The sequence below is a fragment of the Microbacterium profundi genome, assembly GCF_000763375.1.
GTDB classification, from domain to species: Bacteria; Actinomycetota; Actinomycetes; order Actinomycetales; family Microbacteriaceae; genus Microbacterium; species Microbacterium profundi.
On record NZ_JPSY01000002.1, the window covers coordinates 89,094 to 115,446 of the forward strand.

A 26,353-nucleotide genomic window follows, 5' to 3' on the forward strand; every position below is an offset into this window, starting at 1 on the left:
TTGTCCCAGACCTCATAGACTGAACGCATGACTGCGACGCGCACCCTCATCCTGCTCCGCCACGGCCAGAGCGAGTGGAACGAACTGAACCTCTTCACCGGCTGGGTGGATGTCCGCCTCACCGAGCAGGGCGAGAACGAGGCCCGTCGCGGCGGTGAGCTGCTCGCCGAGTCCGGTCTGCTGCCCGACGTGCTGCACACCTCCCTGCTCAGCCGCGCCATCCAGACCGCCGACATCGCGCTGGACGCCGCCGACCGTCTCTGGATCCCGGTGACGCGCTCCTGGCGCCTCAACGAGCGCCATTACGGCGCGCTGCAGGGCAAGGACAAGGCGCAGACGCTCGAGGAGTTCGGTCCTGAGCAGTTCCAGCTGTGGCGTCGCTCGTTCGATGTGCCGCCGCCCCTGCTCGACGATGACAGTGAATTCAGTCAGGTGAATGACCCCCGGTACGCCGACATCGACGGAGAGGTGCCTCGCACCGAGTCGCTGAAGATCGTCATCGACCGGATGCTGCCCTACTGGGAGAGCGCGATCGTGCCGGACCTCGAAGCGGGCAAGACGGTTCTCGTCGCAGCACACGGCAATTCGTTGCGCGGCCTGGTCAAGCACCTCGACGGCATCAGCGACGACGCGATCGCCGAGCTGAACATCCCCACCGGCATCCCGCTGGTGTACGAACTGGACGAGAACAACATGCCCACCGGCCCCGGCCGCTACCTCGACCCCGAGGCCGCAGCCGCAGGCGCTGCCGCTGTCGCCTCCCAGGGCAAGAAGTAACACCCGTCACGCTCGACGAAGGAACCCCCTGCAGAGATCTGCAGGGGGTTCCTTCATGAAACCGGAGGACCTGGGTCAGGCGAGGCCCTTGCCGTCGGGATCTTGAACTTCTGCCACCTGAGCTTCCGCCTCTGCAGCGGCAAGGGCGATGTCCTCCTCGTCGACCGCCCAGTCACCGGTCGCGAGGTAGACGACCTTCTTCGCGATGGCGACCGCGTGATCGGCGAAGCGCTCGTGATAGCGGCTCGCGAGGGTCGCGTCGACGGTGGCGCCCGCCTCGCCCTTCCAGTTGTCGCTGAGCACCTTCTCGAAGACCTTGGCGTGCAACTCGTCCACGTCGTCATCCGAATTGCGGATCTCGTCTGCAAAGCGCAGATCCTGGGTGCGCAGGAGCTCGCTGAGCGTACGCGCGATCTCGACGTCGAGCTCACCCATCCGGGTGAACGTGCTCTTCAGACCCTTCGGGATGGCGCGCTCGGGGAAGCGCAGTCGCGCGAGCTGGGCGATGTGCTCCGACATGTCGCCCATGCGCTCGAGGGACGCGCTCACTCGGAGCGCGAAGACGACGATGCGCAGATCGCGTGCGACGGGCTGCTGACGGGCGAGGATCTCGATGGCCTGCTCGTCGAGCTTCACCGCGAGCTCGTCGATCTTCGCGTCGTCGGCGATCACCTCTTCTGCGAGCGCGACATCGCCCGTGGCGAAGGCGCGGGTGGCCTTGTCGATGGAGACGTTGACGAGGTCGGCGATCTCCACGAGACGGGACTGCACATCCTCGAGGGACTGGTGGAAGAGTTCACGCATGAGCGGCGCAACCTTTCGTTCGGAGCTCGGGTGGTCTGGCCGGCTGATGACGGCGCGCTGCCATGTGCGCACGCCCTTGCTGATTGTGTTCGTCGAAGGTTAACGAACGGTGCCCAGCACGTGAATACTAGTTCGCCTGCATCCGCTGTGGCGCGCAAACCCGCCAGAGCCGAGGTGAACGCACTCTACGCTGGTGACATGACCACGCCGCAGATCGCGCTGCTCGCCCTCGCCGTCGGGCTGGCGATCGGCATAGGGCTGGCCGTGCTCGTTTTCTGGGCGTACCGTGCTCGCGCCAAGGTGGTGGAGGAATCGTCCACGACGGTTCCGCAGGGCACGGTCGACGTTCTCGAGAGCATGGACGATGCGGCGTGCGTGATCGACTCGTCCGGACTCGTGCTGGCCATCTCCCATGCTGCTGCGCGCTTCGGCATCGAGGTCGGGGCGACGCTCGACAACCCGGAGCTGCGAGAACTCGTGCGCACGGTCCGCTCGATCGGCGCGTCATCCACCGAGACGATGCGCATCACGCGTCCAGGGGTCAGCCTCGATCCGCGGCTGGTGTCCGCCAGGGCGAGCGAGCTGGCGGCGCGCCTCACCTTGCTGATCATCCGCGATGTGACGGAGCAGGAGCGCCTCGACCAGATGCGCCGCGACTTCGTCGCCAACACCAGCCATGAGCTGAAGACCCCTGTCGGGGCCGTGAGTCTGCTCGCCGAAGCCATCGAGTCCGCCGCCGACGATCCGGCGCAGGTGCGGATCTTCGCGTCACGCATCTCTGCCGAGGCGACAAGGCTCGGACAGCTCACCGGACGCATCATGAGTCTCTCGCGTCTTCAGACCGCCGACGGCGCCAACGACTTCGGTCCGGTGGCCATCGACGAGGTCGTCGCCGCGTCGATCGAGGCTCACGCCGTGCAGGCCGATTCCGCCGGCGTTGAGCTCATGCGCGGAGGCGACAGGGGGGTGTTCGTCCGCGGCGATCTGCAGATCCTGATCGAGGCGGTCGGCAACCTCGTCGCCAACGCGATCCTTTACTCTCCGACCGGCTCGCGCGTCGGCGTCGGCGTCAAGATCGAAGGGGAGACAGTGGAGATCGCCGTCTCCGATCAGGGCATCGGCATCTCGGAGTCGGATCGGGAGCGCATCTTCGAGCGTTTCTATCGCGCCGATGAGGCTCGCTCGCGGCGCACCGGCGGCACGGGGCTCGGACTCTCGATCGTGAAGCACGCCACGCAGCGTCACGGCGGTGAGGTGCGGGTATGGTCGAGGCCGAGTCGCGGATCGACCTTCACCATGGTGCTGCCTCGGATCGATGCTCCGATGCCCGACACGACAGACCGCAAGAACAAGAAGAAGCGCGCCAAGAAGGCGGCCAAGGCCGCGGCAGTGCGCGCCCGAAACGGAGAGACCGTATGACCCGAATTCTTCTCGTCGAGGACGAACCCGATCTCGCCGACCCCCTTGCCTATCTGCTGCGTCGTGAAGGCTACGAGGTGGAGATCGCAGAGGACGGCCCCGGCGCGCTGACGGCGTTCAGAGAGCGAGGTGCCGACATCGTCCTTCTCGACCTCATGCTTCCCGGCATGCCGGGCACCGAGGTGTGCCGGCAGATCCGCTCGACCTCGGTGGTTCCGATCATCATGCTCACGGCGAAGGACTCGGAGGTGGACATCGTCGTCGGGCTCGAGCTCGGCGCGGACGACTACATCACCAAGCCCTATTCGTCCCGTGAGCTGCTCGCACGCATGCGCGCCGTGCTGCGCCGTGTGGTGCAGGCCGACAGCGATCTCGATGAGCGCGTGCTCGACGGCGGGCGCGTCACGCTCGACATCGATCGGCACACCGTCACGGTCTCCGGTGAGGAGATCAACATGCCATTGAAGGAGTTCGAGCTGCTCGAGGTGCTGATGCGCAACTCAGGTCGAGTGCTCACTCGCGGTCAGCTGATCGACCGCGTATGGGGCAGCGACTACTTCGGCGACACCAAGACGCTCGACGTGCACATCAAGCGCATCCGCTCCCGAATCGAGGAGAACCCGGGCGAGCCGGTCATGCTCGTCACCGTGCGCGGACTCGGATACCGCTTCGAGGGCTGATATCCGCAGACGCAGAGAGGCCGTTCACCCCATGGGGTGACCGGCCTCTCTGCGTGAAGAGCGCGGCAACGTCCGATCAGGCGTCGTCCTCCTGCGGGACCAGATCGGCGTAGTACGAGAGAGCGCCGTCGAGGACGGGCACGTCTGCAGCGGTACCGGTGGCGTCGCCCGACTGGAAGTAGATCTTGATCGTGGCGCCGGGCATCGTGTCGAGGTCGTCGATGCGCAACGGCTCGGCGTTGGCGCCGAGGCTCACGGTGTCTCCCGCGCCCACCCGCAGGGTGAGGGGATCGAGGCCCTCGATCTCGACGGTGAGTGTCGCGGGCTTGTCGGTCGGGTTGACGATCGCGGCGATGAGGTTGCCGGTGGCGCCGTCTTCGGTCGCGATGATCATCGCATTGCGGATCTCGAGCGGACCGTCGGAATCGGCGATGTTCACGCCGTCGGATGCTGAGTACGCGATCTCAGTCGACTGCGGGGTGATGAACGTGCATCCCGTGGCGCCGAGCAGAACAAGGGCGCTGATGGCGGCAGACGCTACAAGGCGCGATTTCACGAGTCCTCCTGGGAGATTTGGGATATCCGCATCCATTCTATGGGTACGCGAGGGGTGCCCACGTGGCCGTGCGGAGCAAACCCTAGTGCATGTCGCCTGTGGTATTCTGGAGGTTGCCGAAAGGACACGATTTTATGCTTTTTGAAGTTGGCGAGACGGTCGTCTATCCGCACCATGGGGCCGCGACGATCATCGAGGTCAAGGATCGCGTCATCAAGGGCGAGACGAAGAAGTACCTGAAGCTGAACGTCACCCAGGGTGACCTCATCATCGAGGTTCCTGCAGAGAACGTCGACCTCGTCGGCGTCCGCGACGTCATCGGCCAGGAGGGTCTCGATCACGTGTTCGAGGTGCTGCGCGCTCCGTTCACGGAAGAGCCCACGAACTGGTCACGTCGTTACAAGGCGAACCTCGAGAAGCTCGCCTCCGGCGATGTGATCAAGGTGAGCGAGGTCGTGCGCGACCTGTGGCGTCGCGATCAGGACCGCGGTCTGTCCGCGGGTGAGAAGCGCATGCTCGCGAAGGCGCGTCAGATCCTCATCTCCGAGCTCGCGCTCGCCGAGAAGTGCGACGAGGACAAGGCCGGGGCGCTGCTCGACGAGGTCCTTGCGTCCTGATGGCCGAGGCCTTCGGGCCTCGCTAGTGTTGAGCGTGTGACTCTCATCCCTGTGCCCACGACGGCGATCATCGTCGTCGCGGCGGGTTCCGGAACACGTCTGGGCGGTGTCGCGCCCAAGGCGTTCGTCGGCATCGACGAGCACACGGTGCTCAGGCATGCGCTCGACGGCGTCTTCGCGGCTCAGGTCGCGCAGGTCGTCGTCGTCGCGCCCTCGGGGCACGAGGGGGATGCCGAGACCGAGTTGCTCGCAGCCGCAGGGGATCGGCGCGACCTCGGTCGTGTCGTGACCGGTGGGGGGACCAGGCAGCAGTCCGTCGCTGCTGGTCTTGCGGCGCTGTGGGGAGACATCACCACGGTGCTCGTCCACGATGCCGCGCGCGCTCTGACACCACCGGCCCAGATCGACGCCGTCGCCGTGGCAGTGACCGTCGATGCCGGAGTGATCCCGGCGATCGCCGTCATCGACACGCTCAAGCGCGTGGAGGGGAATGATGTCGTCGCTGCGGTGGATCGGTCGGAGCTGGCCGCTGCCCAGACCCCGCAGGGTTTTCCTCGAGCGCTTCTCGAAGCGGCGTATGCCACCGCTTCGGCATCGGGCATCGAATACACCGACGACGCTGCGCTGTTCGCGGCAGCGGGGCATCCCGTGCGACACATCGCCGGTTCAGAACGCGCGTTCAAGATCACCACGCCGGGCGACCTTGCGCGCGCGCGACAGATCCTCGACGTGCGGGCGGAGCCGGCGGCCGTGTCTGCTCCTCGCATCGGCGTCGGCACCGACGTGCACGCGTTCGGTGGTGAAGGGAACCTCTGGCTGGCGGGGCTCGAATGGCCGGGTGAGCAGCCGCTGTCTGGCCATTCCGACGGCGACGCGGTCGCGCATGCCATCGTCGATGCCCTGCTCGGCGCTGCCGGACTCGGTGACATCGGCGAGCACTTCGGCACCTCGCATCCCGAGTACGCCGGTGCGCACGCCGATGTCTTCCTCGCACGCACAGCCGAACTCGTGACAGAGGCGGGTTTCGTGATCGGCAACGTCTCGGTGCAGTTCCAGGGAAACCGTCCGCGATTCAGCGCGCGTCGCGGTGAAGCCGAGCGCTCACTGTCTGCCGCACTCGGCGGAGCATCCGTCGCCGTGACCGCGACGACGACTGACGGCCTCGGATTCACCGGCCGCGGTGAAGGCGTCGCCGTCACAGCGGTCGCGCTCATATACCCCGGGTAGTCTGGTGCAGTGACTCTCCGCCTCTACGACACGCGCGCACAGCAGCTGCGCGACTTCGTGCCTCTCGACCCCGAGAACGTCACGATGTACGTATGCGGACCCACGGTGCAATCCGGCCCTCACATCGGTCACGTCCGCGCGGCCCTGAGCTTCGACCTCCTTCGCCGCTGGCTCGCACATCGATTCGGTCGTGTGACCTTCGTGCGCAACGTCACCGACATCGACGACAAGGTTCTCGCCGGCGCCACCGCGAGTGAGCCGTGGTGGGCGCTGGCGTACCGGATGGAGCAGCAGTTCACGGCGGCATATGCCGGCGTCGGCATCCTCGCTCCGACGTACGAGCCGCGTGCGACGGCATCCATTCCTCAGATGCAGGAGCTCATCGAGACCCTGATCGGCCGCGGGCACGCCTACGCCGCGCCCGACGGCTCGGGCGACGTGTACTTCGACGTGCGATCGTGGTCGCAATACGGTGCGCTCACGCATCAGTCCGTCGACGCGATGGAGGCTGCTGAGGATGCCGATCCTCGAGGCAAGCGCAATCCGCAGGACTTCGCCCTCTGGAAGGGCTCCAAACCAGATGAGCCCGCCGACGCGATGTGGAGTTCGCCGTGGGGTGCTGGCCGACCCGGCTGGCATATCGAATGCTCGGCAATGGCCAGGCGCTACCTCGGATCAGAGTTCGACATCCACGGGGGTGGGCTCGATCTGCGCTTCCCGCACCATGAGAACGAGCTCGCGCAGTCGACGGCGGCAGGCGAAGGCTTCGCGCAGTACTGGGTGCACAACGGCCTGGTGACCGTCGACGGGCAGAAGATGTCGAAGTCGCTCGACAACTTCACACTCGCAGCCGACGTGCTCGCCGCGCACGACCCACTCGTCGTGCGCTACGCGCTCGCCGCCGCGCACTACCGATCGAGCCTCGATCTGACCGAGTCGTCATGGGCAGAGGCAGAGGCTGCCCTCGGACGCATCCACTCGTTCGTCGAGAGGGCGGGGCGGGCAGCCGAACGCAACGAGATGCGGCGGCGGGGGCGCGACCTGGACGACGAGGCCGTGGAGTACATCTCGTTGATCCCCGGAGAGTTCGCGGAAGCCATGGACGACGACCTCGGTGTGCCGCAGGCACTGGCCGTGGTGCACGATCGGGTGCGACGTGGAAACCAGGCGCTCGACCACGGCGACGATGCGGCCGCCGAACGGGCGTTGCATGAAGTGCGCGAGATGATCCAGGTGCTGGGGCTGGATGCGGCATCCGCGGCATCCGGTGATGCTGACGCCGAGGCATCCGCTCTCGACGCCCTCGTGCAGACCATGATCACGCAGCGCGCTCAGGCACGGGCCGACAAGGACTGGGCGACGGCCGACCGCATCCGCGACGCGATCGCGGCGGCAGGCATCGCTCTTGAAGACACAGCAGACGGAACTCATTGGAGTATTGATGGTTAAGCCACAGCGCCCCGGCGCAAGCAACGGCAAGAAGAAGGGCCCTCTCAAGGGCACCGGCGGACTCGGGCGCAAGTCGCTCGAGGGCCGTGGACCGACCCCGAAGGCGGAGGATCGAGCCTGGCACCCGGCTGGCAAGCGCAAGGCCGCCGCCGAACGCTTTGCGGCATCCGGCGGCAAGGGCAGGCCCGGTGGACGTCCCAGTAACGCGAGCAGCCAGAACCGCTCGTCCAAGGCGAAGGCCGGCGACGAGACCGAGAACGTCACCGGACGCAACTCGGTGCTGGAGGCGCTGCGCGCCAAGATCCCCGCGACGGCGTTCTACATCGCGCAGCGCGTCGAGATGGACGACCGCGTCAAGGAGATGCTCTCGATCGCCACGCATCGCGGAATCCCCGTGATGGAGGTCACGCGGCAGGAACTCGACCGCATGGCCGGTTTCGATGGAGTGCACCAGGGTGTCGCGCTCAAGGTCCCACCGTACGAGTACGCGCACCCGCAGGATCTGCTCGAACTGGTCTCAGGTCGCGGTGAGCTGCCGCTGTTCGTCGCGCTCGACGGCATCACCGATCCGCGCAATCTCGGAGCGATCATCCGCTCGACGGCCGCGTTCGGCGGGCACGGCATCATCCTGCCGCAGCGTCGCTCGGCCGGTGTGAACTCCGCGGCATGGAAGACGAGCGCCGGTGCCGCCGCCCGCATCCCCGTGGCGATGGCGACGAACCTGACCACGCAGCTGAAGGAATTCAAGAAGCAGGGCGTGTTCGTGATCGGACTCGACGGCGGCGGTGATGTGTCGCTGCCCGACCTCGCACTCGCCGATCGCCCCGTCGTGATCGTCGTCGGCTCAGAGGGCAAGGGTCTCTCGCGTCTCGTGACGGAGAACTGCGACCAGATCGTCTCGATCCCGATCTCGGCGGCCACGGAATCGTTGAACGCAGGCATCGCGGCATCCGTCGCGCTGTATCAGGTCGCCACGGTGCGGGCGCAGCTCGCCGGAAAGTAGTCGGGAGAAGTCATGGCTCGTATCGCCGTCATCGGAGGAACCGGCTACGCCGGCTCGAACATCGTCGCCGAGGCCGTCTCGCGCGGCCACTCCGTCGTCTCGTTGGCGCGTTCCGTGCCGACTGAGCGGGTGGAAGGCGCCGTGTACGTCGAAGGGAACATCCTCGACGTGCCAGGACTGCTCACCCAGATCGAAGAGGTCGACGTCGTCATCCAGGCGCTTTCGCCGCGTGGCGACATGGTCGGCAAGGTGCGTCCGGCGACCGCTGAGCTGTTCGCGGCGCTGCCCGACGGCGTGCGTCTCGGCGTCGTCGGGGGAGCGGGAGGCAGCCTGGTCGCACCGGGCGGTCCTCGGCTCGTGGATGCGGGCTTCCCTGAGGAGTTCAAGGCCGAAGCCATGGAGGCGGTCGGCGTGCTGGAGGACCTTCAAGGCGCGCCGGAGGGCAAGGACTGGTTCTTCGTGCACCCGGCCGGCGGCTTCGGCAACTGGGCACCGGGTGAGCGCACCGGCACATACCGCGACGGCGGGCCGGTCCTGGTGACGGATGCCGCGGGCGAGTCGTACATCTCCGGACGAGATCTCGGTGTCGCATTCGTCGATGAGATCGAGAACCCGAAGCACCACCGCGAGAACTTCGCCGTCGGCTACTGAGCCATCGGCTACTGAGCCATCGGCTACTGAGCCGTCGCCTACTGGCCGTCAGACGAGGTCGCGCCAGTCGACCTCACCGGTGTCGTCGGCGACCGCCACGGCGCCGGTCATCACCGGCAGCGACATGGTCTCGGTCGGCGGGCCCATGATCGTGGCCTCGTCGCGGCGATGGCGCAGCACATCGTTGATGTACGAGGTGAGCACCTCTGCCAGCGGCACCGAGCGGTCGTTGGCCTGTGACAGGTACCAGCGGTGCTCGAGAACCTGGTGGAACACCTCTGCCGGCTCCAGCTTGGCGCGCAGCTCGTACGGGATCGCCCGCACGACGGGTTCGAACACCCTGGTCAGCCACTCGTGCGCGTACATCTCCTCATCCGCCCACTCCTTCTTGGAGCGTGCACGGAATTCATCCAGGTCGTTCAACAGCCGACGCGCCTGGTTCTCCTCGACATCGAGCCCGGTGAGCCGGATGAGGCGGCGCTGGTGATGACCGGCGTCCACGACCTTCGGCTGGATCTCCACGACCGTCCCGTCTCCGGTGGTCGTCATCGACATCTCATCGATGTCGAAGCCGAGCGCGTTCAACTGCTCGACGCGCTCCGTGATGCGCCAGGTCTCGTTGGCCGAGAACGACTCCTCTGCGGTCAGCGCCGCCCACAGCGAGTGATACGACGACACGATGCCGTCGGCGATGGCGACCGCATCCACTCCGTGCTCCAGGCGCCCGCCGGCTGCGAGGTCCATGATCTCGCCGGCGATGTTCGTGCGGGCGAGGTCGAGGTCGTAGAGGCGCTGTCCTTCCGTGAGGCCCTCTTCGTGCAGTTCGCCGGTCTCGGCATCCACCAGGTAGGCGGCGAAGGCGCCGGCGTCGCGACGGAACAGCGTGTTCGACAGCGAGACGTCACCCCAGTAGAAGCCGACGTTGTGCACCCGGACGAGCAGCAGCGCCAGGGCATCGACGAGTCGGGTGGCGGTGTCGGGGCGCAGGACGCGCGTGAACAGCGCCCGGTAGGGCATGGAGAAGCGCAGGTGCGATGTCACCAGTACAGCCGGAAGCGGAGTACCTGCGTCGTCCGAGCGCCCGGCGATCACGGCGACGCGATCCACGCATGGCACGTCGAGGCGTGCGAGGTTGCCGAGCATGTCGTACTCGCGCTGCGCCATCTCGGCGGTGGTCTCTTTGACGGCGACGACACGGCCGGACAGATCGGCGAATCGCACGAGGTGCCGGGAGAGACCCTTGGGCAGCGAGACGATGCGCTCAGATGGCCATTTCGCGAGCGGAGTCGACCAGGGCAGCGACAGCAGCTCAGGGTTGACCTTGCTGGCGGTGATGCGCAGTGCGTCCTGCATGTGGCTCCCGGGGAAACGACACGGCGCGGGTGACCCGAAGGTCAGCCCGCGCCGTGTGCGATGGAACTTACGAGGCCGAGACGACCGGCTTGTCGTTCAGACGCAGACCGGACTCGATGTCGAACGCGTGAACGTGTCCGACGGATGCCGCGAGCGTGACCGTCTCGCCGGCATTCGGGTGGCTGCGGCCGTCGACGCGAGCGACCAGGTCGGTGCGCTTGCCGTTGATGTCGGTGTGGCCGTAGAGGTAGCCGTCAGCACCGAGCTCCTCGACGAGGTCGACCGTGACCGAGAGGCCCTTGCCGTCGGCGGGGCCGACGACGATGTCCTCGGGGCGGACGCCGACCGTGACCTGGCTGCCGTTCGCGCGGCCGACGGTGTCGCGGTCGAGTCCGACGACCTCGGTGCCGAAGCGCACGCCACCCTCTGCAAGGTCAGCTGAGAAGAGGTTCATGGCAGGCGAGCCGATGAAGCCGGCGACGAACACGTTCTCCGGCTTCTCGTACAGGTCGCGCGGGGTGCCGACCTGCTGCAGGAGACCGTCCTTGAGGACGGCGATGCGGTCGCCCATGGTGAGGGCCTCGGTCTGGTCGTGCGTGACGTAGACCGTGGTGACGCCGAGGCGACGCTGCAGGGAAGCGATCTGCGTACGCGTCTGCACACGCAGCTTCGCGTCGAGGTTCGACAGCGGCTCGTCCATGAGGAACACCTGCGGCTGACGGACGATCGCGCGGCCCATGGCGACGCGCTGACGCTGACCACCGGAGAGCGCCTTCGGCTTGCGGGTCAGGTACTCCTCGAGGTCGAGGAGCTTGGCGGCCTCGAGCACGCGGGCTGCGCGCTCTTCCTTGTTGACGCCGGCGATCTTCAGGGCGAAGCCCATGTTCTCGGCGACCGTCATGTGCGGGTACAGCGCGTAGTTCTGGAAGACCATGGCGATGTCACGGTCCTTGGGCGGTACGTCGGTGACATCGCGGTCGCCGATGAGGATGCGGCCGTCGTTGACCTCTTCGAGGCCGGCGAGCATGCGCAGGGACGTGGACTTGCCGCAGCCGGAAGGGCCGACGAGGACGAGGAATTCGCCGTCAGCGACCTCGAGGTCGAGCTTGTCGACTGCTGGGCGGGTGCCGCCCGGGTACAGACGCGTGGCCGCGTCGAAAGTGACAGATGCCATTGTTTTCTCCTTCACCGGCAGGTACGTGCCGGACGATCCGTTGTGATGGATGCGGTGGGTATGAGCCACCGTGGCCCGCCTTCGGGCCGAGTCAAGTATGGCACGGAGGGGAGGCACCTGGGTATTTCCCAGCCTGACTGGTTAACATCGATTGCGGTCCTGCTTGTGCAGAGGACATCGGGGAGCCCGTCCCCACCACGACTTTCAAGAGGAACGATGTCGAGCGACGAAACGCCGAACGTCCCCTCCCCTCGCAGCTCCCGTGAGGCGGTTCGGGAAAAGGCCCAGCAGGTGCACGCCAAGCAGTCCAGGGCGCGGATCATGCGACGGATCATCGTCGGTGCCGTCGCCGTCGTCGCGGTGGGCGCCATTGGCACTGCGGTGGCGATGGCGGTGAACTCATCGGTATCGGAGCCGACCATGAGTCCGAGCGGTATGGACTCCGACGGCATCGTCGTGAACTCGGCGCCGAACGTCGGTGCCGAGGACGTGCCTGAGACGCCGGCTCCGGAGGAGACGACGTCCGGCGCGACCGAGACGCCTGATCCGACACCGCAGCCGACGGCATCGGCTGCGGCCGTCGATGTGCACATCTATGTCGACTACCTCTCGCCCGGTGCCGGAGAGTTCGAGCGAGCGAATGCGCGCCAGCTGGCGGGCTGGATCAACGAGGATGCCGTCACCGTGACATATCACCCGGTGTCGATGCTCACTGCGAGCTCCAACGGCACGAAGTACTCGCTGCGTGCGGCGGCGGCGGCGGCGTGCGTGTCCACGTATTCTCCGGCGCAGTTCTACTCGTTCAACAACGAACTGCTCGTCGACCAGCCCGAGGTCGACACCAATGGCCGGTCCAACGTCGAACTCGCCGACCTCGCCCAGGCGGTCGGCGTCGATGACCCCAAGGTCGTTCGCAAGTGCATCGAGAAGGAAGACTTCGTCTCTTGGGCGAAGGAGGCCACCTCGCGTGCCCTCGAAGGCCCACTCGTCGGCTCCGACGACCTCGTGCTCACGAGCGCTCCGATGATCGTCGTGAACGGCGAGGCCTACGTCGGCTCCCTGAAGGATCCTGCCGAGTTCGCGCAGTTCGTGCTGACAGTGGCCAGCGAGACCGACGAGACCCAGGCGCCGACGCACACTCCGGCCCCGACAGAGACACCCGCGGAGTAGCCCGGTTCGGAGACGTGCTCCACTCTCGCTAAACTGGATCCGTTCGCCGACTTAGCTCAGCTGGTAGAGCACCTGTCTTGTAAACAGGATGTCACGGGTTCGAATCCCGTAGTCGGCTCCATTCTTCGTGGGTTGCAGCGTCATCGCGCGCTGTTCGGCTTACGCCCGCGCCGCGGCCGATCGTGCCAGGCTGCGATCGCCTCGGGTGTGAGGTCGTCGCGATCCCACAGGTATCCCGAGACATTGCCGATCGGATCGATGAATGCATCGCTGGCGGATGACGCATCACCCGCATCGCGGCGGCGCATCGTCTGGCGCAGTGACACGGGTGTGACTCCGAGCAGCTCTGCGACCTCATCGATCGTCGCGTAGCGGGCCGCGAACCGCGGTTCTGCCGTGCCGTCGCGCAGAGCGCGCGGCCGGGAGCCGTTCTGTTCAGATGACATGGAAACCCTCCGTGTATGAACGCTCACGATAACTCACAGCCGCGACGTCGCAGATAGCATGACCGCATGGATGAGCCCGTCAACCGCCTCGAGCTCGCGGGCACGCACAACTTCCGCGAGGTCGCTCCTGGCGTGCTGACACCCGGCATGCTGTACCGCTCCGACGCACTGCACCGGCTCACCCGCGAGGGACGCGGCACGTTGCACGAGCTCGGCATCCGGCAGGTCATCGACCTTCGTTCGGCATTCGACCGGCGCATCGGCGGGCGCGACCGGCTCCGTGGGACGGGCGCGACCCGGCTATCCGTGCCGATCGATGGCGCTCCGCGCGCGTTCGATCCGCGCACCCTCACCCTGCAGGAGATCTACGAGACCGTGCTCAGCCGTCATCAGAGCGATCTCGGGCGCGTCGTCCGCGCAGTCGCGTCGACCGACGGCCCTGTCCTCGTGCACTGCACCGCCGGCAAGGATCGCACCGGCCTCGTCGTGGCGCTCATCCTCACCGCGCTCGACATCGATCGCGACATCATCCTCGCCGACTACTCGGCCACTGCGGCGAACCTCTCGGGAGAGTGGACAGAGCGGATGCTGCGCAAGATCCGGCGCTTCCGCGTGCCGATGACGGACAACCTGATGGAGGTGCTGACGAGATCGCCGGCCGCGGTGTTGAGCGGTACGTTCGACTGGCTCGACCGCGAACACGGCGGTGCCTTGGCCTACCTGCAGCAGGCCGGCGTCGACGGCGCTGTGCGCGACCAGCTGCGAGAGGCACTGCTTCCCCGCACCGGTTGACGCGAAGCGGCGTCAGGTGATCTCCTCGCCGACCTTTCGCCGATTCACGAGCAGCGGCGCGGCCAGTCCGTGCAGCAGAATGCTGCCGACGACGGTGGCGACCATGATCGTCAGCACGGCCACGCCCTCGTCCTCGGGGAGCGCGTTGTACGCCAGCAGCCCGAACACGATCGACGCCGTGCCGCGCGGGCCGAGCGCGCCGATCAGAAGCCGGTCGCGCCTGCCCACCGAGCTGCCCATGAGCGACAGGTACACCGGGACGACGCGCAGCAGAGTCAGCGCGAGCACGGCGAACAGCAGCATCCACCAGTCGATCCCCGACGTGATCACCAGGAGCATGGCTCCGCCGAGTACGAACCACACGAAGTTCGCGGCCAGAGCCCCCACTTCCTCCACCAGGAGCAGCTCGCTGCGGTCGATCCCTTCGGATCGATGACCTCTCGTACGTGTCAACCGGTATCCGATCCCGGCCACGAAAGCGGCGACGAAGCCATTCGCGTTGAAGATCGGGATGCTCGCCACCCCGTAGGCGATGAGCGGGAGGATCAGCATGACGTAGCGGGCGCCGAGTGCGTCTGCGATGAGGCGTGCACGCGCGATGCGCACGAGGTATCCGATTCCGGTACCCAGCACGATGCCGATCACGACGGCGATCACGGTCGACGGAACGGCGTTGATGAATGCGTCCATGAACTGGATCGCCGGGCCCTCGAGCGCGTCGTCGGTGATATCGGACTCCGGGGTGCGCACAATGGTCGACCAGATGACGGCCAGCGCCAGCGACATGCCGAAGACGGGGGAGATCAGTCCGTCGTTGTAGCCGCTCTCCACGTTCAGGATCTGACGCAACCGCGCGGGGAGTCGTCGATTGCGAAGCAGAGATGCGGCCGGCGCGAAATCGATCGGCAGGATCACGCACGCCACGACGAGAAGCACGAGCAGACCGGTGTCAGGGATGAGCAGCATGCCTGTCGCGACCGTCAACACGATCGACAACGGCAGCGCGATGAGCACGAGGCGAGCGATCACCCTTCCTTCGCGACCGAAGATGCCGCCCTTGACCTCGGTGGCATCGGCGAAGAGCAGGATCGCGAGGATCACCTCGACGATCTTCTCGGAGATCGGAGAATCGATCGCGGTGCCGAAGGAGTCGACGTCCCAGATGACCGTCACGGCTCCGAGCAGCACCAGGCCGATCGGCCCGGCGACGCCCCAGCGCTCGAAGCGGTGCGAGATCAGAGACCAGAGCAGGATCGCGGCGAGCCCGATCAGGACGAGATGCGGCATGGCCGACGCCTAGGGTCGTGCCGAGACGGTGATGCGTTCAGCCAGTACGCCCGAGGCGAGGATCGCCTCGTCGATCAGTTCTCGGCTCGGCGTGCCTGTCAGCCACTCCTGACTCATTCCGGGCGGGATGAGCACAGGCATCCGGTCGTGGAACTCCTTGAGATGATCGGCGGCCGGCGCCATCACGATGGAGTAGCACGTGATCCACTCCCCGTCCGGGGTGCGTCCGCGCTGGGTCACGGCGGCCATGCCGAACAGTGCTTGGTTGTCGAGGGCGAACTCGTGCCAGAGCCTGGCCGGCTTCTGCATCTCGAACCACCCGGTCGTCGGCACGATCGCGCGGGTCCTCAGCCCACCCGGACGCTCTTGAAGACGCTCGGAGCGGGTGTTGATCGAGGGGAACTTCGCCGGCTCGCCGTCCACGAGGTAGCCCCACCACGCCGGCTCCAGCGCGGCGGCGTCGCCACCCGGAACGACCAGCGGATTCAGATTGCGCAGGTTCTTGCCCGTGGGGCGCAGGGTCTCGCCCGCGTTCTGCTCAGCCCAGTCGCGCAGCCCCTCGATGACATCGGCATCCGCCTCGGCAAGCAGCTCGGCATCAGTGAATCGGGGATCCAGTCCGTAGCTCGCACACATGTGAGCAAGAGTAGCGCCGACCGGCGACCTCGAGCAGGGGTGAACGCTCGGGTAGTGTGCTCGAGTGACCGCGACCCGAAGTCTTCCCGCGCCCCTCGCACTGGGTGGAGCCGTCGCGATCGGCGCGATGACTGCGATCCAGGCGCGGATCAACGGGGTGCTCGGCGTTCGCATCGATGACGGTATCGTCGCCGGGCTCGTCTCCTTCGGCGCCGGGCTCGTCGTCCTCATCGTGGTCACGCTCGCGCTCCCATCGGCGCGTACCGGCGCCGTACGCCTCTGGCGCGGCATCCGCACACGCACCATCCCGAACTGGATGCTGCTGGGCGGCGCCTGCGGGGCGCTCACCGTCTCGACGCAGGGCGTCACGGCAGGCGTCCTCGGCGTCTCCCTGTTCACCGTCGGCGTCGTCGCAGGGCAGACGGTGCACGGGCTGGTCCTCGATCGGATCGGCTTCGGACCCGCCGGAGTCGTCGCGGTGACTCCGGGGCGCGTCCTCGGCGGTGCGTTCGCGCTCGCTGCTGTGGGCGTCTCGCTCAGCGGCGACGTGATCTCGCGGACGCCGCTCTGGCTTCTCCTGCTGCCGTTCGCCGCTGGTGTCGGCATCGCATGGCAGGCGGCCACGAACGGGCGCCTCGCCCAGCGCGTCAGCTCGCCCATGTCGGCGACCCTGATGAGCTTCGTCGCGGGTACAGCCGTGCTCATCGTCGCGGCTTCGGTCAGTGTGGGGGTGCGAGGGATGCCGAATGCGCTCCCCGTAGAACCGTGGCTGTACCTCGGCGGACTGCTGGGCTTCGCCTACATCCTGCTCGGTGCCGCGATCGTCGCGCACACCGGGGTGCTGCTGCTCGGCCTCGGCTCCGTGCTCGGGCAGCTGACGGCCTCGGTGGCCATCGATCTGCTCTGGCCCCCGGCATCCGGCCCCGCGCACTGGCAGCTCGCCCTGATGGTCGCCGTCGCCGTGGCCTCCGTCGTGGTGGCGCTGCCCTGGCGGCGTCGCCGGCGCTGACTACTTCGCCGGCTTCTTCTTCGTCTTCGCGGGCATCCGGGTCAGCATCGCGCGGGCGTCGACGCTCTTGCGGCGCCCCGCCTTCTTGCCTGCGGGCTTGCCGCCGACGTAGAGCCACCCGAGGAGCGCTTCGTCCTTGTGCAGCCCATGCGCCTTGGCGACCGCCTTCGAGCGCGTGTACTCGCCGGTACGCCAGAAGACGCCCCACCCGGCGTCGTCGAGCAGCAGGCTCATGGTGTGCGCGACGCCCGAGGCGACGGCCTCCTGCTCCCAGCGCGGCACCTTGCTGCTCGTGCGGAAACTCGCCACGACCGCGATCAGCAGGGGAGCGCGCAACGGCTTGGACGAGGGCTTCTTGTCGCCCTCGGCTTCGGCGATCGCCTTGCCGAGCACCACGCGATCGTCGCCGCGCAGTTCGATCAGGCGCCACGGACGCAGTGACGAATGGTCGGCGACGCGCCCTGCGGCGGCGACCAGCGTCAGCAGCTCTTCACGGGTCGGAGCGTCGTCTGTGACCTTCGACCAGGAATGCCGCGCCCTGACGGCGTCGAGCGCGCTCACGCCTCGGCGTCGCCGGGGGTGAAGTTCAGCGCCAGGGAGTTCATGCAGTAGCGGTCACCGGTCGGGGTGCCGAACCCGTCGGGGAAGACATGCCCGAGGTGCGAACCGCAGTTCGCGCACCGCACCTCTGTGCGCTGCATGCCGAGGGTGTTGTCCTCGATCAGCTGCACGGCGTCAGGGCGGATCGACTCGTAGAAGCTCGGCCAACCGCATCCGGAATCGAACTTGGTGCCGCTCTTGAACAGCTCGACGCCGCACGCGCCGCATGTGTAGAGGCCGGCACGCTTCTCGTCGAGCAGTTCGCCCGTCCACGCGCGCTCTGTGGCCGCCTGTCGCAACACCGAGTACTGCTCATCGCCGAGCTCTGCGCGCCACTCGTCTTCTGTCTTCTTCACGCTGTAGTCCATCGTGCCTCCTGAGTCCCTTCCATTCTGCCCCTCCTGCGCACCCGTGGCGTCGCAGTTACGCAATGCCCGGCATCAGAATGGGGAGATGACGGATGCTGTGCGCGAACGCTACGGGCGCTTCGCCAGGGACGAGGCGCCAGGGCGCTCGCCGCTGTATGAGGAGTGGGCGCTCGGGGTCGAGCGCGATGCAGCCGCGCAGGAGGTTCTCGCCCGCATTCCGGCGACGCACCGGCAGCCGCCGCTCGTCTTCGCGGTGACCAGGATGCTGGGCGCCCCTCTCGCTGGTTTCGATCGGTGGCGCACCTTCCTGCTCGCGCACGCCGACGAGATCGTCGCCGAGTGCGCGGCCCGCCGCGTGCAGACCAACGAGCCGCTGCGGCTCGCTCCGCTCCTGCCGGTGCTCTCCGAGATCGACGGTCCGATCGCGCTGCTCGAGATCGGGGCATCCGCGGGTCTCTGCCTCTTTCCCGACCGGTATTCGTACCGCTTCGTCGACTCGAGCGGCGCGCTGCGCGCGGCGCTCGACCCGGACGACGGGGCGTCGCCGGTCTCGCTGGTCAGCGAGGTCCGCGGTGAGATGCCACCGGTCCGGATGCCGCAGATCATCTGGCGCGCGGGCATCGATCTCGATCCGCTCGACGCGCGGGATCCGCGTGATCGGGCGTGGCTGCGGGGCCTCGTATGGCCGGGGGAGACGGGGCGTGAGGACCGCATCACTGCGGCTCTCGACATCGCCGCCGCCGAACCTCCTGTGCTCGTGCGCGGCGATGCCGGCGCGAACATCGAGTCCGTCGCCGCATCCGCACCTCGAGATGCGACGCTCGTGATCACGACGCCAGGTGTGCTCGCCCACATCCCGTGGGCAGAGCGACAGGCGCTCATCGCCAAGGTGCAGGCGCTGCCCGCCCGCTGGATCACGATCGACGCTCCGTCGCTGCACGACGCATGGCATCCGTCGGTCGATGCCGACACCTGGCCGGATTTCGTCGTCGCGCTCGATGGCGGCGTGCGTGCGGCTGCGGATCCATTGGGGCGCTGGTGGGAGTGGCGCACCGATACAGGCGATCTTCGCGCTTAGCCTGGACGCATGCTCGGAGACCTCACTGATCGCGACCGCGCGATCCTCGCGCTCGAGGCGCGCTGGCCGCGGCACGGCGGGTCCAAGGAAGAGGCGATCCGCAGTTCGCTCGGCATGAGTCCGGCGCGCTACTACCAGCTGCTCGGCCGACTCATCGACACCGAGCAGGCACTTGAGCACGATCCCCTGCTGGTTCGTCGCCTGCGCCGTCTGCGTGAGAACAGGACCGACCAGCGGGTGGCGAGGATGCGCGGATTCGCCGGCTGAGGTGTCGGCGCCACCGGCTGTGAGTGGATTCTCGGCAGTGGGCAGATAGCATCGACGGGTGTCCAAATCCGTCAGAGATCGATTCGATGATGTCGCCCATGCCTCGGGACGTGTAGGAGCGCATCGCGCCGAAGCCCCGGGGATGAACGGCTGGGTCGTGCTGCTGTGGTCGTTCGTCGCAGCCCTCGTCCTCATCGTCGTGGGCATCTTCGTCGCCCTCGTGCTGATGGGTCGCATCAACCTGTTCCCCGCAGCGGAGCCGACGATCGCTCCGACGCCTGAGGTCACCGGTGTCGTTGACCCGACCTACTCGGTGCTGGTGCTCAACGCATCCGGACAGGACGATCTCGACGCCCAGATGCGCGACACGATCGTCAACGCCGGCTGGGCCGCCGACATGGTGAGCAACGCTCCCGCCGGCTCGCAGGACTTCGCCGACACCGCCGTCTACTACGTCTCCGAGGCGGATGAACTCGCCGCGATCGGTCTCGCTGATGTCATCGGCGGTGCGAAGGTCGTGCAGGACGATTTCTACGCCGACCCGAACGATCCCGAGCAGAAGCAGCTCGTGGTCGTCATCGGCACCGATCGTTCGACCGTCGCGCCGGAGTCCGAAGAGACTCCAGCCGGATAGACGTCGCCCGCGGCTTGCACTCGATGGGGTCGAGTGCCAGAATGGGCGTTAGCACTCGCATACCCTGAGTGCTAATCAGAACGTCTACGTCCAGGAGGGACGACAAAACTCATGGCAAAGATCATCGCTTTCGATGAGGAGGCCCGACGCGGCCTCGAGCGTGGCTTGAACATCCTCGCCGACGCTGTCAAGGTGACCCTCGGCCCGCGCGGTCGCAACGTCGTGCTCGAGAAGAAGTGGGGCGCTCCCACGATCACGAACGACGGTGTGTCGATCGCCAAGGAGATCGAGCTGGACGACCCGTACGAGAAGATCGGCGCGGAGCTCGTCAAGGAGGTCGCCAAGAAGACCGACGACGTCGCAGGTGACGGAACCACCACCGCAACCGTCCTCGCTCAGGCGCTCGTCCGCGAAGGCCTGCGCAACGTCGCAGCCGGCGCCGACCCGATCTCGCTCAAGCGCGGCATCGAGAAGGCCGTCGCGGCCATCACCGAGGAGCTGCTCGCCAGCGCCAAGGAGATCGACTCCAAGGAGCAGATCGCAGCCACGGCATCCATCTCCGCCGCTGACCCCGAGATCGGCGAGCTCATCGCCGAGGCTATCGACAAGGTCGGCAAGGAAGGCGTCGTCACCGTCGAGGAGTCGCAGACCTTCGGCACCGAGCTCGAGCTCACCGAGGGCATGCGCTTCGACAAGGGCTACCTGAACCCGTACTTCGTGACGGATGCAGACCGCCAGGAGGCCGTGTTCGAGGAACCCTACATCCTCATCGCGAACTCGAAGATCTCGAACATCAAGGATCTTCTCCCGGTTGTCGACAAGGTGATCCAGGATGGCAAGGAACTCGTCATCATCGCCGAGGACGTCGAGGGCGAAGCCCTTGCGACTCTCGTGCTGAACAAGATCCGCGGCATCTTCAAGTCGGCCGCCGTCAAGGCTCCCGGCTTCGGCGACCGTCGCAAGGCTCAGCTGCAGGACATCGCGATCCTCACCGGTGGTCAGGTCATCACCGAAGAGGTCGGTCTCAAGCTCGAGAACACGACGCTCGACCTTCTGGGCCGTGCGCGCAAGGTCATCATCACCAAGGATGAGACCACCATCGTCGAGGGTGCTGGCGAGACCGAGCAGATCGAGGGTCGCGTGACCCAGATCCGCCGCGAGATCGAGAACACCGACAGCGATTACGACCGTGAGAAGCTCCAGGAGCGTCTCGCCAAGCTCGCCGGCGGCGTTGCCGTCATCAAGGCCGGAGCTGCAACCGAGGTCGAGCTCAAGGAGCGCAAGCACCGCATCGAGGACGCCGTTCGCAACGCGAAGGCAGCCGTCGAAGAGGGCATCGTCCCCGGTGGTGGCGTCGCGCTCATCCAGGCCGGCACGAAGGCGCTCGACGCACTCACGCTGTCGGGCGACGAGGCGACCGGTGCGAACATCGTTCGCGTCGCGATCTCGGCGCCGCTCAAGCAGATCGCGCTCAACGCCGGTCTCGAGCCGGGTGTCGTCGCTCACAAGGTCTCCGAACTGCCCAGCGGTCACGGCCTCAACGCCGCTACCGGTGAGTACGTGGAGATGTTCGCAGCAGGCATCATCGACCCGGCCAAGGTCACGCGCTCTGCTCTGCAGAACGCAGCCTCGATCGCCGGCCTCTTCCTCACCACTGAGGTCGTCGTCGCCGACAAGCCCGAGAAGGCCGTCGCTCCGGCAGGCGACCCGACGGGTGGCATGGACTTCTAAGTCCTGACCGACAGAAACGCCCCGGCCTCGGCCGGGGCGTTTCTGCGTTCCAGGGGGGCGATGGAACAGGCTCGGGGTCAGCGGAACAGGCTGGCCGAGTACTGATCGGCGTCCGAGTACTGCGTGGCGGCGGAGCCGAGCGCGCCGCTGATCGACTCCAGCACCTGCTCGACGTGCAGTTGCGCGGCACTCCACTGATCACTGCACCCCTGGAATGCGACGGATGCGGTGCCGGTCCAGGACGACTGCAGCTGGGTCAGCTGCGCCTTCAGGGCGAGTGATTCGCTGCGCAGCCGTTCCATTGTTGCTCGGGCGGCACCTGTGGCGGCGAAGACCGCTTCGGTGTCGACGGTGTATACGGACATGGGAACTCCTCTCATCGGAGCTCTGACGATACGAGGGCTGCGCCGTCGATGAACACCGAGAACACAGCATCGGTGGACGCTCTTCCCGATCTCCCGTCTGTGCAGAGGGAGTCAGAGGCTGTCGAGGTCGAGACGCTCCAGCGGCTGGGTGTCCTCCAGCAGATGCTCCGGCGTCGCGTGCGCAGGTGCCAGCGGGAGAGTCACCGTGAATGTCGCTCCGCCGCCGGGTGTCTCGTCGACGCGCACGCTGCCGTGCAGCGCGGACACTATCGAGGCGACGATCGCGAGTCCGAGACCCGAGCCTCCGGTCTCGCGTGCCCGCGAGGTGTCGGCACGCCAGAAACGCTCGAAGATCTGCTCGCGGATCTGAGGCGGGATGCCCTCACCGTGGTCGACGATCGCGATGCTGCCGGTTCCCGCGACGCGATCGGAGTCGACGACGACCTCGATCGGGCTGTCCTCGCTGGAGAACCGTCGGGCGTTTCCGAGCAGGTTCGCCACGATCTGGCGTACCTTGTTCTCCTCGCCGAGAACGATCGGCGGCGTGCGCACCGGGGCATCCTGTGCTTCCGTGAAGTCGATCTCCGGACTTTCGGGTTGGGTGTTGCGCGGCCGGCGACGCAGCCGCGCGAGGGCTCCCGTGCGATTGCGACCCGTGACCGTGGTCGTCGTCGTCGTCGTGGTGGTCGTCGGATTCAGCAGCCGCGGTGCGATGTCGATGGCGTCCGCTGTCCTGTCCACGACCATGATGGTCCGACCGGGAGCTGCAGCACGCACATCGAGGGCGGCGTCTCTGGCGACGGGCCGCAGGTCGATCGGAGCGATCTCGGGCTCGCGCTCCTCATCCAGGCGGGCGAGAGCGAGCAGATCCTCGACGAGCACGCCCATCCGGATCGCCTCCTTCTCGATGCGCTCCATGGCTCTCGCGGTGTCCTCCTCGCCACGGATGGCGCCCATCCGGTACAGTTCCGCGTAGCCGCGTACGCTCACCAGCGGTGTGCGCAGTTCGTGGCTCGCATCTCCGATGAATCGGCGCATGTGCTGAACGGTGCGGTCGCGCTGGGCGATCGACTGATCGATGCGCTCGAGCATCGTGTTGATCGCATAGTTGAGGCGACCGACCTCGGTCGTGGGTTCCAGGTCGGTGAGGCGCTGGCTGAAGTCGCCGGAGGCGATCAGCATCGCGGTCGACTCGACCTGACCGAGCCGGCGGAATGTCAGGGTGACCAGACCGCGGATCAGTAGGGCAGCGATGAGAATCGTCACCAGGGCGACGGTCGTGTACACGCCGAAGTACGTGGCGATGATGCGGTCCGCCTCCTCCAGCGGGAGTGCGACGTACTGCACGTACAACGTGCCGGCGGGGCCGTCGCTGACCACGACCGACCCGTGGAACGCGCCGCCATCCTCCCCCTGCAGCGGGATCGTGGTCTCCTCCTCCTGGGCATGAGCCTGAGCGATCGTCATCGTCTCCGGAAAGACCGGTCGCTCCGAGTCGGCGGTTCCGCCGGCATCCGCGAGCCGTGTGCCGTCAGCGGCATAGATCGCGAAGAAGTAGTCCGATGACCGCGGAGCGTTCTCGGCGGGGGACAGCTCGAGAGCTCCGTCGACCAGGCTCATGTCGAACCAGCGACTGGCCAGGTCGCTGGTGACCAGGGAGGGCAGCTGCGCGTCGATGTTCCTGATCAGGGAGTCTCGCAGCAGCGGCACAGTGCCGATACCGGCGACGACGAGCCCCAGCGCGAGCACGGCGACTGTGACGCCGGTGACCTTCGCGCGAAGGCTGATCCGCCGCCACCACCCGGTGACCGCGTCAGGCTGCTGCCCCATGCGGCTCCCTTTCGAGCGCTACTTCCCCACCTTCAGCATGTAGCCGAAGCCGCGCTTGGTCTGGATCACCGATTCCTCGGTGTGCGGATCGATCTTGCGGCGGAGGTAGGAGATGTAGCTCTCGACGATGCCGGCGTCGCCGTTGAAGTCGTACTCCCACACATGGTCGAGGATCTGCGCCTTCGAGAGCACGCGGTTGGGATTGAGCATGAGGTAGCGCAGGAGCTTGAACTCCGTCGGGCTGAGCTCGATGGGCTCCTTGCCGACGAACACATCGTGCGTGTCCTGATCCATCGACAGCTCGCCGGCGCGGATGATCGACTCCTCATCCGCCTGCATGGTGCGGCGGAGGATGGCCTGGGCCCTGGCGACGATCTCGTCGAGCGCGAACGGCTTGGTGACGTAGTCGTCGCCACCGGCGTTGAGGCCCTCGATCTTGTCCTGAGTGTCGTCCTTCGCGGTGAGGAACAGGATCGGCGCGGTGAACCCTGCGCCACGAAGGCGCTTGGTCACGCTGAACCCGTTCATGTCGGGCAGCATCACATCGAGGATGATGAGGTCGGGCTCCTCCTCGAGAACTGCGGAGATCGTGGCGGCGCCGTTGGCGACCGTCTTCACCTGAAATCCGGCGAAGCTGAGACCTGTGGAGAGCAGGTCGCGGATGTTCGGCTCGTCATCGACGACCAGGATGCGCGCGTCAGTCATGTCCCCATTATGGTGACTAAGCCGATGCAGTGGCTGATCATTTGACGGAGCGCCGCTCAGACGCCCTCGCATTCACGCCGCAGTGAGCGCGTCCGCATCGAGGATCGTGTAGCTGTAGCCCTGCTCCGCGAGGAAGCGCTGGCGGTTCTGCGCGTAGTCCTGGTCGACCGTGTCGCGCGCGATGAGCGTGTAGAAACTGGCGGTGTGGCCCGATTCCTTCGGACGCAGCAGCCGGCCGAGGCGCTGTGCCTCTTCCTGACGGGAGCCGAACGAACCGGACACCTGGATCGCGACGGATGCCTCCGGCAGATCGATCGAGAAATTGGCGACCTTCGAGACCACGAGCAGCTCGATCTCGCCCTCGCGGAACTGCTGATACAGCTCTTCGCGCTCGTCCACCGGTGTGGCACCGGTGATCTGAGGGGCGTTCAGGGCCTCTGAAAGGGTCTCGAGCTGATCGAGGTACTGGCCGATCACGAGGATGCGCTCACCCGGGTGCTTCGCGATCAGCTCGCGGACGGCGTCGATCTTCGCAGGTGCGGATGCTGCGAGACGATACCGCTCGTCATCCGTCGCCGCCGCGTACTCGAGCCGGTCGTACGCGGGCAGGTCGACGCGCACCTCGTAGCAGGCGGCAGGGGAGATGTAGCCCTGTGCTTCGATCTGCTTCCACGGCGCGTCGAAGCGCTTGGGACCGATCAGGCTGAAAACGTCGCCCTCACGGCCGTCTTCGCGGACGAGCGTCGCCGTGAGACCGATGCGGCGGCGCGCCTGCAGATCCGCGGTCAGCTTGAAGACCGGAGCGGGCAGCAGGTGCACCTCGTCGTAGATGATGAGTCCCCAGTCCAGAGCATCCAGGAGTGCGAGGTGCGCGTACTCGCCCTTCCGCTTCGCGGTGAGGATCTGGTAGGTCGCGATCGTGACCGGCTTGACCTCCTTGACCTGACCGGAGTACTCGCCGATCTCCTCGGGGGTGAGGCTCGTGCGCTTGAGCAGTTCGTCGCGCCACTGCCGGGCCGAGACCGTGTTGGTGACGAGGATGAGGGTCGTCGTCTTCGTCGCTGCCATGGCACCGGCGCCGACGATCGTCTTTCCCGCACCGCACGGCAGCACCACCACGCCGGAGCCGTCCTTCGAGAACGCGTCCACGGCATCCTGCTGGTATGGACGCACGTGCCAGCCGTCTTCGGCGAGCTCGATGTCGTGCGGTGTCCCCGGCGTGTATCCGGCGAGGTCTTCGGCCGGCCAGCCGATCTTCAGCAGCTCCTGCTTGATCTGACCGCGCGCCCACGCATCGACCGCGTAGCGGTCAGGGGCCGGGTGCCCGATCAGCAGCGGCTGGATGCGCTTGTTGTTCGCCACCTGGGCGAGCACCGCGGGGTCGCTCGAACTGAGGATCAGCACGCCTTCCTCGTCGCGCTCGATCACCAGGCGGCCGTAGCGGTTCACAGTCTCACGAAGATCGACCGACACAGACGGCGGCACGGGGAACCGCGACCAGCGCTCGAGGGTGTCCAGCATGTCCTCGGCCGTGTGCCCTGCCGCACGTGCATTCCACAGACCCAGGCGGGTGATCCGGTACGTGTGGATGTGCTCTGGGGCGCGCTCCAGCTCGGCGAAGATCGCCAGTTCGTGGCGGGCGCTCTCGGCGTCCGCGTGCGCGACTTCGAGCAGGACGGTGCGGTCGCTCTGGACGATCAGTGGGCCATCAGACATAGCTGACCA

The 26,353-nt window shown here is 66.8% G+C and carries 28 protein-coding genes and 1 tRNA gene; 16 read left to right on the forward strand and 13 right to left on the reverse strand.

What is annotated here, in order from left to right:
• The first annotated feature begins 27 nt into the window (after positions 1 to 27).
• A complete protein-coding gene (locus tag JF52_RS0110935) occupies positions 28 to 777 on the forward strand; it encodes a phosphoglyceromutase (RefSeq protein WP_033106642.1) in 750 nt (249 codons plus the stop codon).
• A 75-nt stretch (positions 778 to 852) separates the two neighbouring features.
• On the opposite strand, the gene phoU is transcribed toward JF52_RS0110935, so the two are convergent.
• The gene (phoU, locus tag JF52_RS0110940) at positions 853 to 1,581 is read right to left on the reverse strand and encodes a phosphate signaling complex protein PhoU (RefSeq protein WP_033106643.1); all 729 of its coding nucleotides are present in this window, start codon (positions 1,579 to 1,581) and stop codon (positions 853 to 855) included.
• 198 nt (positions 1,582 to 1,779) lie between these two features.
• Here phoU and JF52_RS0110945 point away from each other — a divergent pair, with 198 nt between their 5' ends.
• Together JF52_RS0110945 and JF52_RS0110950 are read left to right on the forward strand one after the other, a co-directional pair.
• Positions 1,780 to 3,000, forward strand: a complete 1,221-nt coding sequence (locus tag JF52_RS0110945) for a sensor histidine kinase (RefSeq protein ID WP_033106926.1) — start codon at positions 1,780 to 1,782, stop codon at positions 2,998 to 3,000.
• Positions 2,997 to 3,680, forward strand: a complete 684-nt coding sequence (locus JF52_RS0110950) for a response regulator transcription factor (RefSeq protein WP_033106644.1) — start codon at positions 2,997 to 2,999, stop codon at positions 3,678 to 3,680. Before JF52_RS0110945 ends, JF52_RS0110950 begins: the two co-directional genes overlap by 4 nt.
• Positions 3,681 to 3,756: 76 nt before the next feature.
• On the opposite strand, the gene JF52_RS0110955 is transcribed toward JF52_RS0110950, so the two are convergent.
• Positions 3,757 to 4,236 carry a hypothetical protein gene (locus tag JF52_RS0110955; RefSeq protein WP_033106645.1) on the reverse strand — a complete coding sequence of 160 codons (480 nt, stop codon included), beginning with the start codon at positions 4,234 to 4,236 and terminating at the stop codon, positions 3,757 to 3,759.
• Between the two features lie 134 nt (positions 4,237 to 4,370).
• Here JF52_RS0110955 and JF52_RS0110960 point away from each other — a divergent pair, with 134 nt between their 5' ends.
• The 5 genes from JF52_RS0110960 to JF52_RS0110980 are packed head-to-tail and all read left to right on the forward strand — an operon-like array spanning position 4,371 to position 9,183.
• Entirely contained in the window at positions 4,371 to 4,853 is a 483-nt protein-coding gene (locus tag JF52_RS0110960) for a CarD family transcriptional regulator (protein ID WP_033106646.1), read from the forward strand.
• Positions 4,854 to 4,889: 36 nt separating this feature from the next.
• Positions 4,890 to 6,080 carry a 2-C-methyl-D-erythritol 4-phosphate cytidylyltransferase gene (gene ispD / locus JF52_RS0110965; RefSeq protein ID WP_033106647.1) on the forward strand — a complete coding sequence of 397 codons (1,191 nt, stop codon included), beginning with the start codon at positions 4,890 to 4,892 and terminating at the stop codon, positions 6,078 to 6,080.
• Between the two features lie 9 nt (positions 6,081 to 6,089).
• The gene (gene cysS / locus JF52_RS0110970; RefSeq protein ID WP_033106648.1) at positions 6,090 to 7,529 is read left to right on the forward strand and encodes a cysteine--tRNA ligase; all 1,440 of its coding nucleotides are present in this window, start codon (positions 6,090 to 6,092) and stop codon (positions 7,527 to 7,529) included.
• A complete protein-coding gene (gene rlmB / locus JF52_RS0110975) occupies positions 7,522 to 8,532 on the forward strand; it encodes a 23S rRNA (guanosine(2251)-2'-O)-methyltransferase RlmB (protein WP_033106649.1) in 1,011 nt (336 codons plus the stop codon). Before cysS ends, rlmB begins: the two co-directional genes overlap by 8 nt.
• A gap of 12 nt (positions 8,533 to 8,544) precedes the next feature.
• Entirely contained in the window at positions 8,545 to 9,183 is a 639-nt protein-coding gene (locus JF52_RS0110980; RefSeq protein ID WP_033106650.1) for an NAD(P)-dependent oxidoreductase, read from the forward strand.
• Positions 9,184 to 9,231: 48 nt separating this feature from the next.
• Here JF52_RS0110980 and JF52_RS0110985 read toward each other — a convergent pair whose 3' ends face one another.
• Together JF52_RS0110985 and JF52_RS0110990 are read right to left on the reverse strand one after the other, a co-directional pair.
• On the reverse strand, positions 9,232 to 10,536 hold the full coding sequence (locus tag JF52_RS0110985) for a DUF4032 domain-containing protein (RefSeq protein WP_033106651.1): 1,305 nt from the start codon (positions 10,534 to 10,536) through the stop codon (positions 9,232 to 9,234).
• A gap of 67 nt (positions 10,537 to 10,603) precedes the next feature.
• Complete coding sequence (locus JF52_RS0110990; RefSeq protein ID WP_033106652.1) at positions 10,604 to 11,710, reverse strand: ABC transporter ATP-binding protein; 1,107 nt, start codon at positions 11,708 to 11,710, stop codon at positions 10,604 to 10,606.
• 216 nt (positions 11,711 to 11,926) lie between these two features.
• Here JF52_RS0110990 and JF52_RS0110995 point away from each other — a divergent pair, with 216 nt between their 5' ends.
• Positions 11,927 to 12,880 carry a DsbA family protein gene (locus JF52_RS0110995; protein WP_033106653.1) on the forward strand — a complete coding sequence of 318 codons (954 nt, stop codon included), beginning with the start codon at positions 11,927 to 11,929 and terminating at the stop codon, positions 12,878 to 12,880.
• Positions 12,881 to 12,925: 45 nt separating this feature from the next.
• A tRNA-Thr gene (locus JF52_RS0111000) sits at positions 12,926 to 13,001 on the forward strand.
• 19 nt (positions 13,002 to 13,020) lie between these two features.
• Here the strand turns inward: JF52_RS0111000 and JF52_RS0111005 are convergent.
• Positions 13,021 to 13,326, reverse strand: coding sequence for a hypothetical protein (locus tag JF52_RS0111005; protein WP_033106654.1), 306 nt, complete (start codon positions 13,324 to 13,326; stop codon positions 13,021 to 13,023).
• 66 nt (positions 13,327 to 13,392) lie between these two features.
• On the opposite strand from JF52_RS0111005, the gene JF52_RS0111010 reads away from it, so the two are divergent.
• Positions 13,393 to 14,118 carry a tyrosine-protein phosphatase gene (locus tag JF52_RS0111010; RefSeq protein WP_052166979.1) on the forward strand — a complete coding sequence of 242 codons (726 nt, stop codon included), beginning with the start codon at positions 13,393 to 13,395 and terminating at the stop codon, positions 14,116 to 14,118.
• 12 nt (positions 14,119 to 14,130) lie between these two features.
• On the opposite strand, the gene JF52_RS0111015 is transcribed toward JF52_RS0111010, so the two are convergent.
• Both JF52_RS0111015 and JF52_RS0111020 read right to left on the reverse strand, forming a co-directional pair.
• Positions 14,131 to 15,405, reverse strand: a complete 1,275-nt coding sequence (locus JF52_RS0111015) for a cation:proton antiporter domain-containing protein (protein WP_033106655.1) — start codon at positions 15,403 to 15,405, stop codon at positions 14,131 to 14,133.
• 9 nt (positions 15,406 to 15,414) lie between these two features.
• Positions 15,415 to 16,041: an SOS response-associated peptidase family protein gene (locus JF52_RS0111020; RefSeq protein WP_033106656.1), complete on the reverse strand. Its 627-nt coding sequence runs from the start codon at positions 16,039 to 16,041 to the stop codon at positions 15,415 to 15,417.
• A 64-nt stretch (positions 16,042 to 16,105) separates the two neighbouring features.
• Between JF52_RS0111020 and JF52_RS0111025 the strand changes: the two genes are divergently transcribed.
• Positions 16,106 to 17,050: a DMT family transporter gene (locus JF52_RS0111025; RefSeq protein WP_033106657.1), complete on the forward strand. Its 945-nt coding sequence runs from the start codon at positions 16,106 to 16,108 to the stop codon at positions 17,048 to 17,050.
• Here the strand turns inward: JF52_RS0111025 and JF52_RS0111030 are convergent, their stop codons facing one another.
• The gene (locus tag JF52_RS0111030) at positions 17,051 to 17,611 is read right to left on the reverse strand and encodes a nitroreductase family protein (RefSeq protein ID WP_033106658.1); all 561 of its coding nucleotides are present in this window, start codon (positions 17,609 to 17,611) and stop codon (positions 17,051 to 17,053) included.
• The gene (gene msrB / locus JF52_RS0111035; RefSeq protein WP_033106659.1) at positions 17,608 to 18,018 is read right to left on the reverse strand and encodes a peptide-methionine (R)-S-oxide reductase MsrB; all 411 of its coding nucleotides are present in this window, start codon (positions 18,016 to 18,018) and stop codon (positions 17,608 to 17,610) included. Before msrB ends, JF52_RS0111030 begins: the two co-directional genes overlap by 4 nt.
• A gap of 85 nt (positions 18,019 to 18,103) precedes the next feature.
• Here msrB and JF52_RS0111040 point away from each other — a divergent pair, with 85 nt between their 5' ends.
• The 4 genes from JF52_RS0111040 (at position 18,104) to groL (ending at position 21,728) form a co-directional block, all read left to right on the forward strand.
• Positions 18,104 to 19,096 carry a DUF2332 domain-containing protein gene (locus JF52_RS0111040; protein WP_033106660.1) on the forward strand — a complete coding sequence of 331 codons (993 nt, stop codon included), beginning with the start codon at positions 18,104 to 18,106 and terminating at the stop codon, positions 19,094 to 19,096.
• Between the two features lie 9 nt (positions 19,097 to 19,105).
• The gene (locus JF52_RS0111045) at positions 19,106 to 19,363 is read left to right on the forward strand and encodes a DUF3263 domain-containing protein (protein WP_033106661.1); all 258 of its coding nucleotides are present in this window, start codon (positions 19,106 to 19,108) and stop codon (positions 19,361 to 19,363) included.
• Positions 19,364 to 19,421: 58 nt separating this feature from the next.
• Positions 19,422 to 19,997 (forward strand): LytR C-terminal domain-containing protein, encoded by a 576-nt coding sequence (locus JF52_RS0111050; protein WP_033106662.1) that lies wholly within the window; start codon positions 19,422 to 19,424, stop codon positions 19,995 to 19,997.
• A 111-nt stretch (positions 19,998 to 20,108) separates the two neighbouring features.
• On the forward strand, positions 20,109 to 21,728 hold the full coding sequence (gene groL / locus JF52_RS0111055) for a chaperonin GroEL (protein WP_033106663.1): 1,620 nt from the start codon (positions 20,109 to 20,111) through the stop codon (positions 21,726 to 21,728).
• Between the two features lie 77 nt (positions 21,729 to 21,805).
• Here groL and JF52_RS0111060 read toward each other — a convergent pair whose 3' ends face one another.
• The 4 genes from JF52_RS0111060 to JF52_RS0111075 form a co-directional block, all read right to left on the reverse strand.
• On the reverse strand, positions 21,806 to 22,093 hold the full coding sequence (locus JF52_RS0111060) for a WXG100 family type VII secretion target (RefSeq protein WP_033106664.1): 288 nt from the start codon (positions 22,091 to 22,093) through the stop codon (positions 21,806 to 21,808).
• A 111-nt stretch (positions 22,094 to 22,204) separates the two neighbouring features.
• Positions 22,205 to 23,923 (reverse strand): sensor histidine kinase, encoded by a 1,719-nt coding sequence (locus JF52_RS0111065; RefSeq protein WP_084595809.1) that lies wholly within the window; start codon positions 23,921 to 23,923, stop codon positions 22,205 to 22,207.
• Positions 23,924 to 23,941: 18 nt separating this feature from the next.
• Positions 23,942 to 24,628 (reverse strand): response regulator transcription factor, encoded by a 687-nt coding sequence (locus tag JF52_RS0111070; protein ID WP_033106665.1) that lies wholly within the window; start codon positions 24,626 to 24,628, stop codon positions 23,942 to 23,944.
• A 72-nt stretch (positions 24,629 to 24,700) separates the two neighbouring features.
• A complete protein-coding gene (locus JF52_RS0111075; RefSeq protein WP_033106666.1) occupies positions 24,701 to 26,344 on the reverse strand; it encodes a DNA repair helicase XPB in 1,644 nt (547 codons plus the stop codon).
• Positions 26,345 to 26,353 lie beyond the last annotated feature (9 nt).

Coding starts and splice junctions, on each gene's coding strand:
- JF52_RS0110935 (WP_033106642.1), top strand. CDS start 28: ATGACTGCGACGCGCACCCTCATCCTGCTCCGCCACGGCCAGAGCGAG.
- phoU (WP_033106643.1), bottom strand. CDS start 1,581: ATGCGTGAACTCTTCCACCAGTCCCTCGAGGATGTGCAGTCCCGTCTC.
- JF52_RS0110945 (WP_033106926.1), top strand. CDS start 1,780: ATGACCACGCCGCAGATCGCGCTGCTCGCCCTCGCCGTCGGGCTGGCG.
- JF52_RS0110950 (WP_033106644.1), top strand. CDS start 2,997: ATGACCCGAATTCTTCTCGTCGAGGACGAACCCGATCTCGCCGACCCC.
- JF52_RS0110960 (WP_033106646.1), top strand. CDS start 4,371: ATGCTTTTTGAAGTTGGCGAGACGGTCGTCTATCCGCACCATGGGGCC.
- rlmB (WP_033106649.1), top strand. CDS start 7,522: ATGGTTAAGCCACAGCGCCCCGGCGCAAGCAACGGCAAGAAGAAGGGC.
- JF52_RS0110980 (WP_033106650.1), top strand. CDS start 8,545: ATGGCTCGTATCGCCGTCATCGGAGGAACCGGCTACGCCGGCTCGAAC.
- JF52_RS0110985 (WP_033106651.1), bottom strand. CDS start 10,536: ATGCAGGACGCACTGCGCATCACCGCCAGCAAGGTCAACCCTGAGCTG.
- JF52_RS0110990 (WP_033106652.1), bottom strand. CDS start 11,710: ATGGCATCTGTCACTTTCGACGCGGCCACGCGTCTGTACCCGGGCGGC.
- JF52_RS0110995 (WP_033106653.1), top strand. CDS start 11,927: ATGTCGAGCGACGAAACGCCGAACGTCCCCTCCCCTCGCAGCTCCCGT.
- JF52_RS0111005 (WP_033106654.1), bottom strand. CDS start 13,326: ATGTCATCTGAACAGAACGGCTCCCGGCCGCGCGCTCTGCGCGACGGC.
- JF52_RS0111010 (WP_052166979.1), top strand. CDS start 13,393: ATGGATGAGCCCGTCAACCGCCTCGAGCTCGCGGGCACGCACAACTTC.
- JF52_RS0111015 (WP_033106655.1), bottom strand. CDS start 15,405: ATGCCGCATCTCGTCCTGATCGGGCTCGCCGCGATCCTGCTCTGGTCT.
- JF52_RS0111020 (WP_033106656.1), bottom strand. CDS start 16,041: ATGTGTGCGAGCTACGGACTGGATCCCCGATTCACTGATGCCGAGCTG.
- msrB (WP_033106659.1), bottom strand. CDS start 18,018: ATGGACTACAGCGTGAAGAAGACAGAAGACGAGTGGCGCGCAGAGCTC.
- JF52_RS0111040 (WP_033106660.1), top strand. CDS start 18,104: ATGACGGATGCTGTGCGCGAACGCTACGGGCGCTTCGCCAGGGACGAG.
- JF52_RS0111045 (WP_033106661.1), top strand. CDS start 19,106: ATGCTCGGAGACCTCACTGATCGCGACCGCGCGATCCTCGCGCTCGAG.
- groL (WP_033106663.1), top strand. CDS start 20,109: ATGGCAAAGATCATCGCTTTCGATGAGGAGGCCCGACGCGGCCTCGAG.
- JF52_RS0111060 (WP_033106664.1), bottom strand. CDS start 22,093: ATGTCCGTATACACCGTCGACACCGAAGCGGTCTTCGCCGCCACAGGT.
- JF52_RS0111065 (WP_084595809.1), bottom strand. CDS start 23,923: ATGGGGCAGCAGCCTGACGCGGTCACCGGGTGGTGGCGGCGGATCAGC.
- JF52_RS0111070 (WP_033106665.1), bottom strand. CDS start 24,628: ATGACTGACGCGCGCATCCTGGTCGTCGATGACGAGCCGAACATCCGC.
- JF52_RS0111075 (WP_033106666.1), bottom strand. CDS start 26,344: ATGTCTGATGGCCCACTGATCGTCCAGAGCGACCGCACCGTCCTGCTC.